The sequence below is a fragment of the Variovorax sp. 20P10.2.4 genome (assembly GCF_058244205.1).
On the sequence record NZ_JBZAYE010000001.1, the window covers coordinates 34,453 to 49,007 of the forward strand.

The window sequence follows — 14,555 nt, forward strand, 5'->3', positions numbered from 1 at the left end:
TCCGACCCTCACCCCCACACGCAGTTCTCACCAACACATCCGCGGCTTTCGCGGTCCGTTTAGCCAATCCCGATCAAACCCATCGGGTAATCGCTAAACAAACCGTGTATTTGCTGGATAGGTTGATCAAGGGGGTCTTGTCGAACCCGTCACTGAGGGATCTGTGTCTTACATTGGTGTCACGCTGAATCATTTCCGAGCCGTACAGGACTGGGCGCTGGCTCACAGCGCGGAAGTCCGGCTGGACATGAAGACCTTTCGGTTGGAGATCGAATGGGGGCGCGTGCGCTGCCAGCTGCATCCGCAGTTCTTCAATGGCGGCGGCACGATGAGCTACGCCAGCACACTCAGCCCGAATGCGACCGGATTCATTGGCTGGCTTCCCTATCGTCCCCTGCGGTGGCCGCTGTCGAGCGACAAGCTGATGTTCAAGGAATTCCTGGCTCGCCATGGCCTGCCGACCCCTGAACACTGGGAACTCACCGCCCCCATCCCGAAGGACTATCTGCTCAAGCTGCCCGCGGGCTCGTTCGGCGACGCGGTCTTCGGCCCATATCCCTCGCTCTCGCAAGCGTGGACCTCACCGGAACTCGCGGGCCTGAAATCGCAGCGGCTCTTTGCCGAGCAATTCATCGCCGGCAAGAACCTGAAGGTCTGGTTCTGGGGAAATCGACCGTTCCACGCCCACTGCCACGAACGCCCGACCATCGTCGGAGATGGCGTCTCGACCGTCGGCATGCTGGTCGCGAGAAAGCTCAATCGCCTCGACGGCCAGGTGCCGGAAAACAAGGACAAGCGGTGGCTGACCTCCACGCTTGCGTTTCAGGGCTTGGGGCTGAGTGACGTCCTGGAAGCCGGCAAGGTCGCCTGGGTCGAATACCGGTACGGACGCAGGTATGCGGAAAGCCCCGTGCAGGCCCAATCCGACAGCGATCTGGACAAGCTCTCGGCTGCGCTGCATGCGCAGATCCGGCGCATGGGCAACTGCATCAACGCGGCACTGGAGGAGGAGCTCGGGCTTCCGGTCCTGTGCGCGCTCGATGCGGTGGTCGACCGGGACGAAAAGGTGTGGTGGCTCGAGGCGAACTCGAATCCCATCCTGCCCCCCTCCGGATACGGCCCCATGCTGGCTTCTCTGCTCGACATCAGGCACGCGGCGCCAGCGGCGAGTCAGCCGTCGCCGCTCGCCACAGCCGCAATCGAAGGGTGATGGACCTCGTGGGCGCGAGCACCTCATCGAACCTCAGACCGAGATGGCCGGTGGTTGCCGGCCGTTGGACATACCTGCGCAATGGGGTTCAGTGCGAACTCCCCCTGAAGCGTCTTCGCGTCCATGCACCGCCGGAATTCCTGCGGGAGGTGGAACGACATTGCGACGGCAAGACGGCTTGGACGGATGTGCATTCCGGACTCAGCCAGCGCTGGCCCGGTGGCGAAGTCGAACGTTCCTTGCAGGCCCTGATCGATCAGGGAGTCCTGATCGAGGCCAGCCATGCGCTCGCCAGTCAGGCTCGAATCGGCTGGGCCCCCCAACCGCTCAGCGTCCCAGCCAGGAGCCTGGAAGCGGTGCAGGCACTGCGCCAGAAGACGGACGACGGGCTCAAGACCTTCGCAGCGTCGGCAAGTCTTCTTCGGCCCGCGAATACCCATCTCCAAGAGGCTTTGCGCCGACGCAAGAGCACTCAGACATTCGACGATCGCGCGCTATCCCTGCAAGCGCTCGTCAATATCCTGTGGTCGCTCTATGGGGTGCTCGAAGAACACCGCGGACGAGTGCGCCGCACCGTCCCATCTGGAGGTGCACTGTACGGGCTGCGGTGGTTCATCGCACTCATGCGCCCGGCCGGGCACTACGTGCCAGGCCTTTACGAAATCAAATACCACGCCACCGATGAGTTCGGCGGCGCGCTCACCCTTTCCATACTGCCTGGCGCCACCGAAAACGTGTGGAGCACCCTTCTTGCCCCTCATTCGCTGCGCTACGCGCACGCGGCGATCTTCCCGGTCGCAGACCTGGCTTTCATCAGCGAGAAATACGGCAATCGCGCTCTGACGCTGGCCATGATCGAGGCGGGCCACGCATTGCAGAACGCCGCGCTAGCCGCGCTCGAGGAGCAGGCGAGTTCCATCGTGCGCGGCGACACGGTGGAGACCGAAGTCCAGGCGCTGTTCGGGCTTCCCGAGGCGCTCTACCCGCTCCCCGCGCTGCTACTCGGCGCGGCACCTACGCCCGAACAGGAGGCGCTTGCCCACCGCGCGAACGAACAGGTTCCGGTCCACCCCGTACCGCAGCACACGCTGGCGCTTCCGCTGGCCGCGCGGATCGCCGTCGCCGGTCCGCTCGTCATCCCGGGTATCGAAGGCCAAGCCCTTTGGGCGGCCGGTCGCTCGCAGAGCCCGAGAACTGCAGCCATCAAGGCAGAAGCCGAGGCCTGGGAGCGAATGGGCTGGTGCAGCGCTCCTCGCGGCCTGGAGCACACGACGATCTCGGACGTCGGCAAGGACGCCCTGGATCCCCGGAAACTGGTGGCCTATTCGGCCGCGCAGCATCGCCGTTCGAGCTTTCCATTTCAGCCGTTCTCTCCCGCGCGCGCATATCCATGGGTCCCGGCCATCGATGCGTCGAACGGAAGGACCAGATGGGTCATGGCACAGTGCGTCTACGCGGCCAGCGCTCTGAGCAACGGCAATTCGGAGCCGCCTTTCACCCGCTCCAACACTTCGGGGTTGGCCGCATTCACCGACAGGGAAACGGCCCAGACCCGCGCGCTCATCGAACTCGTCGAACGCGATGCCTTCTGTCGCCACTGGCTGTCCGGTAGCGCCCCCGCAAGGATCGATGAGTCCACGATCGAACCCATCGCCCGCGGACGCCTCCAGCAACTGCGCGCGGCTGGATATGGCATTTCCCTGCACTGGCTGCCGTCCGATACGCTGCCGGTGGTCGCGTGCTTTGCCCAAAGCCGAGTCGGATGCATGACTGCCTTGACGACCGGTTCGGGCCTCGGGCTGGATGAAGCGCTCGACGCCTGCATCGGCGAGGCGGAAAGCCGCATCCAGCAACATCACGGTAAAGCTGCTGCCGTGGCCCTGCGAACCAACCAGGTAATCAGCGCCAGCCAGCACGGTGAGTATTTCGCTACGCAATCGGCCTTCGACAAGGCGGACTGGTGGGTCCGGAACACGGTGGCCGTGACAGCCGGGGAAATCGCCGCCGCCACCTGTGCACGAAGCCCAGCCGAGCTCCTGGCGGTGCTGCTTGAAAAGGGACACCACATCCTCTTCTGCGACCTGACTCCGCCGGAAGCCGCGATCGACCAGGGTCGCCGCCCCCTGCATGTCGCCAGGGCGTTCGCGACCGGCCTGATTCCGCTGTGGTTCGGCTTCGGACTGGAGCCTCTGGGCCTCCAGAGCGTGGTGTCCCTCGCAGCGACATCGAGGTTTCCTGCCACCCGCGGCGTTCATCCCTGCACCTGACGTCGGCATGCCAGGAGGCCAGTATCGAGAACCCCAACCCATTTCCTTCCCTTCAGCATTTTTTCAACCCGGAGTACCCATGAAGAACCATCTCGCCAACAACACCGTGGAGCGTCGCCCCTCCGCTCTTCCGCTCGAATGCAAAGTGGTGGTCGAAGCCAGGAACATCGACTTTCTTTCCGATCAGTCCATCTTCATCGCGGGTTCCGCAACCAACGACTGCGGTACCATCTCGCCGCTGCCCGACACGCCGCGCGGCAAGCGCCGCGTGCTGCGCGCGGCTGCGCACTGATCGAACGAATCGACGGAGGCCTCCCGGATGTTCACGTTCCATTGCAAGAATGCAGCCGGGAGTGCCGTACGCCTGCAGTACGACCCGCACACGAGCAGCCTCACGAATTTCGACGGGACACCCGTTCTCGCGAAAAGCGCAGCCACCGCCGAATCGGTGGCTTGGGAGGACGCCTTTCGAGTCCACCCACGGCAGCCGGCCCGCAAGCAAGCCAACCCCTCCGTCCTGAAGATCCAACTCGGCCTGGCTTGCAACTACAGTTGCGCCTACTGCAATCAGTCCAGCCAGGTCGGCTCGATGGCACTGACCAGGACCTCGGACGCACACGCCTTCTTGCGCGATCTCGACTCCTGGATCGAAGGGGCACCGGACCAGATCGAGTTCTGGGGGGGTGAGCCTCTGCTCTACTTCCGAAAGCTCGAGATTCTTGTCCCCGAGCTCGACCGGAGGTTCCCGGATGCAGACTTCTCCATGGTGACGAACGGAAGTCTGCTGACCCAGGAGATCGTCGATTTCATCGCGCGGTACGACATCAATATCACGCTCTCGCATGACGGCCCCGGCCAGCATGTGCGGGGCGAGGATCCATTCGACGATCCCGACCGCTTCCAGGCGATTCGAGCCCTGTGGGAGGATCGAAAGGTTCACCGGCGAATGGTGATCAGTTCGGTACTGACGCCGCAGAACTGCGATCCAACCGAGATTCGACGCTGGTTCATCGACAAGTTTGGCGACGACTCGATCGTCACGTCCTTCGAAGGGGTGGTCGCCACCCATGACGAAAAGGCACTCGCGGGTCCGGGCGTATGGTCCACGGAACAGTACGGCAAGCTCAAGGGAGCCGTCGCCGAATCATTCGAAACCGGCGAAGCACTCAAGATGCCGGCGCTCGTAGAGCGGGCAAGGAATTTCCTGAAGTTCATCGAACTGGAGACCCCGTCCACGTCGATGGGGCAGAAATGCGGCATGGATCGCAGCGACCATCTCGCCGTGGATCTCCACTCAAATGTTCTGACCTGTCACAACACGGGCGGTTCGGGCGAGCACCGCCTTGGCTCCGCCTTGAAAATGGAAGATGTGCGCCTGGATACGTCCACGCACTGGGCGCACAGGGAATGCTGCAGCAACTGCCCGGTGCTGCAGATCTGCGGCGGCTCCTGCATGTATCTCGAAGGAGACCAGTTCGCGCAGTCCTGCGAAAACGAATATCAGTTTGGCTTGGGTATCCTCGACGGGACCCTTCGCAGAGCCTTCGGACTGCGCCTGGAACGCATCGACGGTCCGGTCATGCGCCCGAGCATGCGCAAAAAGATCCCCATTCTGGCCTCGGCGCACTCATAGCGCTCAGCCAAGGCAACCAACGACCCAACTCCCGCCTCGACCCGGTCCGCAGCCACGGCGGCCAGGTGAGGCAGGGATGGTTCTACACGCTACCCACTATCGGCAAAGAATTCCGGTGCAATCGTAGGCCGTCGAAAAAGTCGTGTAGCTGCGGCTTCCATCCACCCGATAGTCTGTGGGAATGGCGCCCTTCGCTCCCTCTTGATTCAGCAGCGACACCAAGGTCTTCAGGTAGTCGAGGCTGCCCGGCCCATCCTTCAATTCGGTTTCCACCGAGTGGTACTTGAACACCGTCTTCTGGGCTGTATCCCGGACGTACAAGCTTTCTGCAAGCGCTCCTGGAACGTCCATCACGAACTTCCGGCCCTCCGCACCCAACGTGTTTGCTTGGGCCATGTGCTCGTCGGCACTCTTGGCCAACGGAAACAACGCGAAAGAGCAACGAGCGGTCGTCGGCTGTTCTCGCATGAGGCGCACGCGAAAGCTGGCTTCGGCACCCTCGGTATCGATGGCGAGCAGCGGGTTGCAGAACCCCTCGCCTCCCAGCTTGTTCAACGACTCCAGGAATGCCGGTTTGTCGGCGTCCTTCAAAGGAAGCCTTCCAGCGTCCGTGAAGACATAGGTGATGTTTGCCGATTTGTCCTTGCTGAAGATCGAGCTGAACGCGCCGTCGGTAGAAAGCGGCACCACCTGAGTGAGCTGATAGCCTTCGGCGCCGAGGGCTTGGATCTTGGAAAAATTCGAGGAGTCGGTTGCTGGAACGACCCGATGTACATAGTCGCTTTTCTCGCCGTCACGCCGATAGATCGCGCGGGTAGCGAAGAGCGTATCGGGTGGAGAAATAGTGATGCCCAGCATCATGAACGGCCTCAACCCTGCGACCGCCGGACTCTCGAGCTCCTTGGAGAAAGCGTCGAAACTGGCCAGATCGGCGTCCCCCAGTTTGTAGGAGTAGTGCGTGATCGCCGAAGGGCTCACCGGCGGATCGCCCGGAGTGTCGGTCGACGGTGGATTCGAGTTTGCGTTTGAGTTCGAGTCCGGCACCGATGTCGTGGGCAACAGCGGAATTCCCCCGCCGCCGCCGCCCCCTCCACCACAGGCAGAAATCAACAGTGCAAGGCAGACCGCAAGGGAAATCTTCCCTCTTCCAATATTCGACATTCAAGCTCCTCAAGTTGTTGTATTCACCGACATCATTGCCAGCATCCAAGGGGGTACTTCTCGCCCTAGCTCATCCCGGGATCACTCTGCATATCTCTTCCGACGGGTTCTTTTCCACCGATTCGCATGCAGCCAATCCTCATCGGAAGGCCGCTCATCCTGGGTGGTTCATTGTCGCTTTACCAAACACGGATGTTCTTCGGTCGATGACGGATGGAAGGTACGAGTTGCGCGCGCCCACATGGCGAGCAATCGACTCGTGTTCGTCCAGTCCGCAACGTCCGTCTTCGAGATCTTTCCGACCTCGTCGACATGCAGCCGGCTTTTCTCCAGGCGTTGATCTGGGTTGAACCCGGCGAGAGCGCACCTTTGCAACTTATCCGCCAGATCTTCGTGTTGTTTAGCAAAGTCGATAAAAAAGCTGATCGATCCTGCAGATTCCTTCTCTGCTGGACCAGAGCAGAGGAAAATGCTTCCCTGCCAGTTCGATCATCCAAGCAAGATTCCGAGGCAAGCTTCATGCAAGACTCCAGCCAACAAGCATTCGATGCACTGATGGCCGACGCCATCGCTGCCAGCCAGGCAAACGACGCCGCGCGTGCGATTGAAGGCTTTCAGAATGCGAGCGCACTTCTGCCAGGCGCGTCGCTGCCTCAGTTCATGCTGGGTTCGGAATACGCGGCGCTTGGAGACATGGTCAATGCCGAGACGGCCCTGGCGAACGCGACGAGGCTCGCGCCCGACTTTCCCCTGGCACGCTATCAACTCGGCCTGCTCCAGTTCAGTTCGGGGCGTGCTGCAGTGGCCCTGCTGACCTGGCAGCCCTTGCTCGATCTTTCCCCCACGGATCCGCTGCCTCATTTCGTCAGGGGCTTTGCCGCGCTGGCCCAGGACCAATTCGACGATGCCCTTGCCTGCTATGCGCAGGGGCTGGCACTCGAGGGTTCGAACAAGGCGCTGTCCAGCGATATCCAGAAGGTGATCGACGGCATCCATGCACTCCCGGGCCGCTCGGGTGGCTCGCCCGCGGAGCAAAAATCTCCGTCGGGTGGTGCCGGCGAAGACTCGGAGGATTCGCTCGCGCATGTCCTGCTCGCCAACTACGGGCAGCAGGGTCGGATGCACTGATTGCCACGCCCCCGTTTTCGGCAAGCCTTCCGCATTGGCTCTTGATGATCGATCCGACCACGCAACTCGCAACAATGATCCGCGCTCAGCTTCGAGCGCAGTTCCAGGTGCAGTCGCGAACGCATGACGCCGCTTCGCGCGAGACGGCTCGAGGCCGTGCAAGCCTGTCGGATGACGACAGATCAAACACGCTGGAACCCGGTGGTGCCGATGCACAGGTACAGCGGATGGTTGCTGTACGAGTACGAGCCTTGTCTCCTGATGACCCTCAGCGTCAGCGCAAGGCTTTCCGTCTTTTTCTGGAATCCCTTCTGCTGCAAACCCTTGGGCGGGACCGGATCGATGGCCATGCTTTCGATCAATTGGTCGACACGGTGATCCAACGCATGGAGGCCGATGCGGAACTGCAAGCGGCCATGTGCGAAGCGGGGGACTTCCTGCTGGCCGATGCGATCGCCACGGGGCCAGGCGCACCCGGTGCGCCCGTGGCACGCTAGTCATCCCCCCACAAGCCTTACTTTGGCGGATGCTCGGCGAGCGCGGGGAGAAGGTCGCCAAGATCCTCCCCGAAGGGGCCCGGCATCCCCGCCAGCAAACGCCGCCCGAATCGCTGTACGTCGCCGGCATCCTTCACGTCTCCCGTCAGCAGTGCCTGGGCATAGCGGCCGGAAAGGTTGGCTCGATCCAACCGCAGTGCCAGTTCCGCATGCTCTCTCGCCTCTCCCTGCCTCTCCTGCATGGCCAGTGCAACCGCCAACCCGCCATGGCTTTCCGCGAAGTTCCGATCCAGGCCGAGTGCGGTCTCGAAACTCTCCTGAGCACCGGCCAGATCGCCTTGCAGAAGCTGCGTCCAACCCAGTCCGTGCCAGGTTCCGATGTGCTGGCCCATGACGGCAAGGGACCGCCGGAACGCCTGAAAAGCCTGACCCAAATCCCCGCTCAGCAGGAACGCGAATCCACGCGTCGACCAGGCTCGTCCATCCCCGGGATGACGCTCGAGTGCCGCGTCGGCGAACTTGCTGGCCGTTGCCGCATCGCGTCGAGCCAGGGCCAATGAAGCTTTGGTCGTGAACGCCTCAGGAGGTTGCTCCTGCGGTGTCCCGCTACCGAGGCTCAGATCCGACCATCGCTGTGCAGCGGCGAAGTCAGACGCGTCGATCGCGATCAGGGCTGCGATTCCCGCCGCTTGCGCGTCGAGCGTTCCATTCTGCTGTGCGGCGAGCGCCCAGTTCATCGCCCTCTCGATCTGCCCGTCGTGGTGCAAGGCGCGCAGCCAAAGCTGTTGCAAGGCACGCGCGGCCACAGCCGGCGAAGACCCCTGCCCGGCTGCCGCGGCGGTGGCAACCGGCACTTCCAGGAACCTTGCGAGTCGCTCCACGCAGTCGGCGTTGCGGCCTCGGCGCATCTCTATGAACGCGAGGTTGTGCATCAGCACGTCGATGAACCCGGGCGGGGGCTGCGGGGTACCCGCCAGGGCTTCCAGCACCGCTTGTGCCTCGTCGTAGCGCTGCTGGGCCAACCAGTAGTCGCCTTCCCGCAACCGCCACCCGAGCTCGTCGCCCCGCAATGCCTGCGCCTGGCGCATATAAAACTCGGCACGCTCCCATTCGCCGCAGGACAGTGCCGTTTCGAAGGCAGTGATCAGCAGTGCATTGTTCGACGGGTCTTCGCGCAAGAATCCCTCCATCCGGTCAAGCCGCTGCCGCGCAGCGATCACGCGCGGCTCGGCATGCAAGGGGGCCGCCGTCGAAGAAGTGCTCGGGTTCAGGGGAATGTCATTCATGGCAACAGTGAGTAAGGAAATCGGTGATGAAGATCTGGATGAATGGCGAGTTCACAACGACACGTCCAGTCGGGCATCCTTGCCGAGCAGTTCGCGCAGTCGCAGCAACCCTTGTCGATGCAGCTGGGAGATCCGTCCGCGAGTCAGGCCCATTCGCGAGGCGATCTCGTCGAACGGGACCTCCTGCAGGTAGTGATAGCGGATCACTGTCTTCTGGTGATCGCTGAGACGATCCATCAAGCTGCGCAAGAGAGTGCCAAGCTGCACGATCTCGGTTCTGCGGAAATAGCTGACCTCTGGCGAGGGTGCGTGCGCAGCCTCCTCCCCGTCGAAGGCTTCCGCATCCACCATTCCGGTGTCTTCGAGCAGTATCCCCAGCGCGATACCGATCCCGACCTCTGCCAGGTACTTGAAAAGTTTGTCGGCGCCGCGTGCGGTGGCTGTTTCCGGACGTGGCGATGAATTCGCGGCGTCGGGCTCTGCCGTGGCATCCGCCTCCTCATGCGCCGCAGCTTCCTTGATCGATGCGAGCCGCTCTTGCCGCAAGCGCATCAGTACGCTGATCTGCTGATTCTTCTCGGTCAGCCGTACCAGGCCATTCAAGATCGCCCCATGCACGCGCTTGGAAGCGAAACTGTTGAACTGGTTGCCCTGCGTCGGGTCGAACCGGTCCACCGCTTCGATCAAGCCGACCCTCGCAAGCTGCAGGTAGTCTTCGAACTCCACGTCGTTGTGGGAGCGGCGGCCATACAGCCCTGCCGCCATCATGCGTGCGTAGGGCAGATAGTGCCGAATCAAAGCCTCGCGCGCGCTTTCGTCGCCCGCCGTGCGCCAGCGCGCCCAGAGCGGCGCGCTCAGGTCCGGCTCTTTCGGAAGCTTGTTCGGTTCTTCGCGCATCGCAGTGCCGCCAGCCGCCGTTTCCTGCCGCGGAAGCGGGGCAAGCGGGGTAATCGGCGCCTTGGGCAGCGAGGAGCTCAAACGTCCCATGGGTGTTCAGTCGCGAATCGACGATGGCGAATCAGTGAAAACTGCCGACCAGCGCCTTGAGCACCAGACTCCAGCCGTCGACCAGGATGAACATCAGAATCTTCAGAGGCAATGCGATCGTCGTCGGCGGCATCATCATCATGCCGAGGGCCATGAGCACGCTCGAGACGATCAGATCGATCAACAGGAACGGCAGGAAGATCACGAAGCCGATCTGAAAGGCCGCGCGCAGTTCCGACAGCATGAACGACGGGATGAGTTGCACGTTGCTGATGTCGTCCATCGATTTCGGCGTCGGTGCTTTCGAGAGTTCCACCATGAGCGCAAGGTCTGCTTCGCGAGTTTGCCGCACCATGAACTCGCGCAGCGGCGCCACGCCCTTGCCATAGCCGTCTTCCATCGAAAGCTTTCCTGCCATGAAGGGCTCGAAGGCATCGTGATTGACCTTCTGCAGCACGGGCGACATGGTGAACAGGGTAAGAAAGAGCGCCAGCCCGATCAGCACCGTGTTGGGGGGCGTCTCGTTCATCCCGATGGCGTGCCGAAGCATCGACAAGACCACGATGATGCGCAGGAAGCTGGTCAGGCAGACCAGCAGTGCCGGCAGGATCGCCAGAACCGTCAGGCCGAGCACGACGCGCAACGCCTGCGCAGTTTCGGTCGCGGGCGTAGCCGCGGCCGACGCCAAGCCACCGGACGCGGGACCGCGCGCAGCCTGAGTCGCACCAGAGCGCACGGCGCCCACGCTCACCGACGGCGCTTTCGCGACACTCGACGAACTTTCCCCGGAACCCGATACCGACGGGCCTTGCGCAGGCGGCACGGAGGGCGGAGGCGCTTGTGCCGAGGACACCGACCGCGCATGGACGTCGCCACCGGGCTCCGGTGGGGCCGGCGCATTCGACGAGGCGGAATCACGAGGCGAGGTCGTGCTCTGCGACTCCGCTGCGACGGGCTCGGTGCCAACGACCTCCTGGGCCCTCGCACTGGAAACGGACGCGCCGACGAAGACGATGAACATCAGCATCTGCAGGACGAACCATGCCAGCGAGCGGGATTGGCGACAGGTCGTCATTGCCTGCTCTCCCCCTGCGTGCTCTCTCCTGCGGCCGAGAACGGAGCATGCTCTGATGCCGAGGCCTGCGACAGCACCTGGATCGATTGGTCCGTGCAGCCCAGCAACAGCCGCTTGCCGTCCCAGACCACGACGTGGAGGCTGTGCCGGGGTGACAGCCGGGTGCTCGCGACACGCTGGATCTCGTTCGAAGACACCTTGTCGATCCACCCACCGAAGCGCAGCCAGGAGACGGTCGCATTGCCTGGAGCGCCCGGCCCATCGCTCGACCATTTGGCGCTGCGCCTGCGGCGCCCCATCACGACACCGTAGAACAGCAAACCGCCCAGAGGCAGTAACAATGCCCACCAGCGGCCACCAAAGTCCGGATCCTCGCTGGCTGCGCTGTCCCGTCGCACCGGAATGCTCGAAGGCAGGGGCGTGCCCACAACGTGTGGCTGCTGCTGAGCACCTCCCTCGGCAGATCGTCCTGCTGGATCGGTGTCGACTCGTTCACCTTGCGCCCAGCTGGGTACCGCAAGGCAAACGGCGGCCACCCACATTCCTGCGGCAGCGAATCGCCGCCAAGAGGCGCCGCGCGCGCAGGCTCTCTCGACCGCGGTCGACCACGATGCCCGTTCGGTCATCCCTCAGTTCCCGGCAGTCAGGTCTAGTGCCACAGGCAGCTCGGTGATGCGAACCGCGAAATGTCCATCCACGGCAACCAGTTGACCGCGCGCGACGACCTTGCCCTCGATGGTGAGGTCTACCGCCTGATCGACCTCGCGGTCCAGCCGCAAGACCTGATGCTCCTTGGCACCGAGCAGCTCGCCCACGGAGATGCTGGCCTCGCCCACCACGACCTGGAGCCTGGCCTTGATCTGATGGAGCGGATTCCAGCCCTTGAGCACGGGACCGCCAGTGGAAGGCTGCACGTCGTCACCGTCCGGGTTCGGATGCAGATCCGGCAAGGCGATGATCTGGGCGGTCGGATGAGCCGCTTGGCTCTGTCCCAAACGGGTTCTGGTATCCGCGGCACTCACGCGAGTGTCTGCCGCGATCCCTTCTACAGCAGTCGTCATTTGAAGTTTCCCTTCGATGTTGGAGTGTTGTTCTGGGGGCGCCCGAACGAGACCGATGGCACTGCTTGTCGCGGTGGCACCGCTGGACTGGAAGCACTGGGCAAGGGCATTGCGGCGAGCTCCACGGCCAGGTGGCCTTCGCTCTGCCCCAACCAGGCGTCGCAGACATGCTCGCCGTCTGTGCCAAAGATCCGGGCGGCCGCATCGAGACGATGCTCGAGCGGGATGACATCGCCTGCGCGCAGCCCCTGGATCTGCCCGAGATCGAGTTGGACTCCTTCGAGCATCACACGCAACGTCACGCGATGATCGGACAGCACGTTGTCGAGCCGCGCCTTGGGCTGGCGGCTTTCCACGGTGGTCGAGCTCGCGCCGGCAGGATGTTTCGAATCGTCGCCAAGCACGCGCTTCGCAGTTTCCCAAGGCAAGGCAAGCGTCCATTCCCCGCCGCACCAGGCTGCACGAATGAGCAGAGCACCGGACCAAGGTAGTGCAACGGCCGTGTCGAGGACGGTGCGCGCTTGAAGCGGCCAATCCTCCAGAAACATGCCGAGGCGATTCATCCAGTCGGACCAGGCCGCGCGCGCCAAGGTCCCCGCCAACCCGGTACTGCCTGGATCGGTGAAACCGGCCTTGAGCTGACTCGAAGCGCTCGACAGGCCCGCCGAACCGTCATCCGTGGCAAACATGCGTTCCCCCAGCGCGCGAATTGCTGGCAAAGCCGGGTCAGTTTGCGTCGCCGAGGCGCCTTGCAGCCCGGAGAGACTGGGTCGGGCACCGCCCGCACGGCGCGCCGGATCGAACGCCCAGCGCGCGATCTCCGCGCACTCCAGACCCCAGGTGCCATCGGGCTCCAGCACATCCACGCGCGTTGCGACGACATCGGTACGCACAGGAAGCCATTCCTGGCTCCACGCATCGACCAGCGCCGCGAAGCGCGAGCTCAGGTCGGCTCTGTGTGCTTGCGACCAGCTGCGCAGCGTCCGCGCGTAGCGCATCGATGCATCCGCATCCAGCAGCGCGCTCTTCGGCGCACCTTGGTGCCGCTCCTGAATCGTCAAGGCAATCATCTGCTCTTCATCGAGAACAGTTCCTGCAGCATGTCGTTGGCCGTCGAGATGACCTGCGAACTGGCTTGGTAACCACGCTGCATGATGACAAGGTCGCTGAACTCCTGGGACAAGTCCACGTTGGAGATTTCCACGCGCCCGGATTGGACCTTGCCGAAGGCACCGTCGCTTGCCGAGCCGTAGTGCCAGGCGTTCTGGTCCAGTGCTTCGAACTGGTTGTCGCCAACCGAACCCACGGCGTCCAACGAGTCGAAGCGTGCAAGCGCCAATCGGGCTCCCTTGACGGTCTGCCCATTCGAGTAGGTCATCACCAAGGTCCCGGTGGTGTCGAAGGCAGCGCCGCTGAGCGAGCCAGGTCCGACGCCATCCTGAGAGTCAACCTTGAGGCTGGTTTGGCCGGCGAACAACACGACGTCGGAACTGAAATCCAGCGTGAGGGCCATGGGAGGCTGGCCGGTCGGGGTGTAGGTGGCCTGGATAGTCGCGGTGGCGGCCGTCGGCTTGCCGTTGACGAACACCATCTCGCTGGTGTTGACGACGGCACTGCCATCGAGCAACTCCACCTTCATCGTCGTGCCGGTCGCGTCAGAACTCTTGACGGAGAACTTGACCGACAGTGCGTGACTGGCACCACCGGCGTCGATGACGTTGATTCCAGCCGTTGTCTGCTCGGTGACCGTGTTAGACAAGTTGCCGGAAAAATCCACGCGTGTCGTGGGTTTGCCTAGGTTGATCATCTTGCCGTTCAAAGAGATCGAGGCCAGACTACCGCTGTCGTCCATCGACATGACCTTCTCGCCGTTGATCCGATTCACCAGCGTGCCATCCGTGTCGAACTTGAACTGACCGGCGCGCGTGTAGGTGATCTTTCCTTGCTCGTCCTTGAGCACGAAGAGCCCTTGTCCATCGATGGCCATGTCCAGGTCGTTGCCGGTCTGGCGCAACTCGCCCTGTTTGAACGACAAGGTCGTACCGGCCGTATTCAGGCCGAAACCCACGTGCTCACCCTGATTGGCGCTGCCGCTCGCACCGCTGCCGCTGTAGAACATATCGGCGAACTGCAGGCTCGAACTCTTGAAGCCCGGGGTATTGAGGTTGGCTGTGTTGTTGGCAATCACGCGCAAGCCTTTCGAGTAGCCCAACAGGCCTGTCATGCCAACATAGATCGATTCAAGCATGG

At 62.9% G+C, this 14,555-nt stretch carries 14 protein-coding genes; 6 read left to right on the forward strand and 8 right to left on the reverse strand.

Annotated features, from left to right (window positions below; all coding sequences use genetic code 11):
- Positions 1-247 precede the first annotated feature (247 nt).
- From AC27VN_RS00105 to AC27VN_RS00120, 4 genes are all read left to right on the forward strand, one after another.
- Positions 248-1,210, forward strand: coding sequence for a hypothetical protein (locus tag AC27VN_RS00105; RefSeq protein WP_490875159.1), 963 nt, complete (start codon positions 248-250; stop codon positions 1,208-1,210).
- On the forward strand, positions 1,210-3,477 hold the full coding sequence (locus AC27VN_RS00110) for a YcaO-like family protein (protein ID WP_490875160.1): 2,268 nt from the start codon (positions 1,210-1,212) through the stop codon (positions 3,475-3,477). The genes AC27VN_RS00105 and AC27VN_RS00110 overlap by 1 nt, the downstream gene beginning before the upstream one ends.
- A 79-nt stretch (positions 3,478-3,556) precedes the next feature.
- Positions 3,557-3,769, forward strand: a complete 213-nt coding sequence (locus tag AC27VN_RS00115) for a hypothetical protein (protein WP_490875161.1) — start codon at positions 3,557-3,559, stop codon at positions 3,767-3,769.
- A gap of 27 nt (positions 3,770-3,796) precedes the next feature.
- Positions 3,797-5,110: a radical SAM protein gene (locus tag AC27VN_RS00120; RefSeq protein ID WP_490875162.1), complete on the forward strand. Its 1,314-nt coding sequence runs from the start codon at positions 3,797-3,799 to the stop codon at positions 5,108-5,110.
- A gap of 96 nt (positions 5,111-5,206) precedes the next feature.
- Here the strand turns inward: AC27VN_RS00120 and AC27VN_RS00125 are convergent, their stop codons facing one another.
- Positions 5,207-6,271: a hypothetical protein gene (locus AC27VN_RS00125; protein WP_490875163.1), complete on the reverse strand. Its 1,065-nt coding sequence runs from the start codon at positions 6,269-6,271 to the stop codon at positions 5,207-5,209.
- A gap of 312 nt (positions 6,272-6,583) precedes the next feature.
- Between AC27VN_RS00125 and AC27VN_RS00130 the strand changes: the two genes are divergently transcribed.
- Complete coding sequence (locus AC27VN_RS00130; RefSeq protein ID WP_490875164.1) at positions 6,584-7,399, forward strand: hypothetical protein; 816 nt, start codon at positions 6,584-6,586, stop codon at positions 7,397-7,399.
- A 44-nt stretch (positions 7,400-7,443) separates the two neighbouring features.
- Positions 7,444-7,896 carry a hypothetical protein gene (locus AC27VN_RS00135; protein WP_490875165.1) on the forward strand — a complete coding sequence of 151 codons (453 nt, stop codon included), beginning with the start codon at positions 7,444-7,446 and terminating at the stop codon, positions 7,894-7,896.
- A 17-nt stretch (positions 7,897-7,913) separates the two neighbouring features.
- On the opposite strand, the gene AC27VN_RS00140 is transcribed toward AC27VN_RS00135, so the two are convergent.
- From AC27VN_RS00140 to AC27VN_RS00170, 7 genes are all read right to left on the reverse strand, one after another.
- Positions 7,914-9,182, reverse strand: a complete 1,269-nt coding sequence (locus AC27VN_RS00140; RefSeq protein ID WP_490875166.1) for a tetratricopeptide repeat protein — start codon at positions 9,180-9,182, stop codon at positions 7,914-7,916.
- 51 nt (positions 9,183-9,233) lie between these two features.
- Positions 9,234-10,169 (reverse strand): sigma-70 family RNA polymerase sigma factor, encoded by a 936-nt coding sequence (locus tag AC27VN_RS00145; RefSeq protein ID WP_490875167.1) that lies wholly within the window; start codon positions 10,167-10,169, stop codon positions 9,234-9,236.
- Between the two features lie 31 nt (positions 10,170-10,200).
- A complete protein-coding gene (gene fliP / locus AC27VN_RS00150) occupies positions 10,201-11,244 on the reverse strand; it encodes a flagellar type III secretion system pore protein FliP (RefSeq protein WP_490875168.1) in 1,044 nt (347 codons plus the stop codon).
- Complete coding sequence (locus AC27VN_RS00155) at positions 11,241-11,672, reverse strand: flagellar biosynthetic protein FliO (protein WP_490875169.1); 432 nt, start codon at positions 11,670-11,672, stop codon at positions 11,241-11,243. The genes fliP and AC27VN_RS00155 overlap by 4 nt, the downstream gene beginning before the upstream one ends.
- 201 nt (positions 11,673-11,873) lie before the next feature.
- Entirely contained in the window at positions 11,874-12,305 is a 432-nt protein-coding gene (locus AC27VN_RS00160; protein WP_490875170.1) for a FliM/FliN family flagellar motor switch protein, read from the reverse strand.
- On the reverse strand, positions 12,302-13,375 hold the full coding sequence (locus AC27VN_RS00165; RefSeq protein ID WP_490875171.1) for a FliM/FliN family flagellar motor switch protein: 1,074 nt from the start codon (positions 13,373-13,375) through the stop codon (positions 12,302-12,304). Before AC27VN_RS00165 ends, AC27VN_RS00160 begins: the two co-directional genes overlap by 4 nt.
- Positions 13,372-14,553, reverse strand: a complete 1,182-nt coding sequence (locus AC27VN_RS00170) for a flagellar hook protein FlgE (RefSeq protein WP_490875172.1) — start codon at positions 14,551-14,553, stop codon at positions 13,372-13,374. The genes AC27VN_RS00165 and AC27VN_RS00170 overlap by 4 nt, the downstream gene beginning before the upstream one ends.
- Positions 14,554-14,555: the final 2 nt, after the last annotated feature.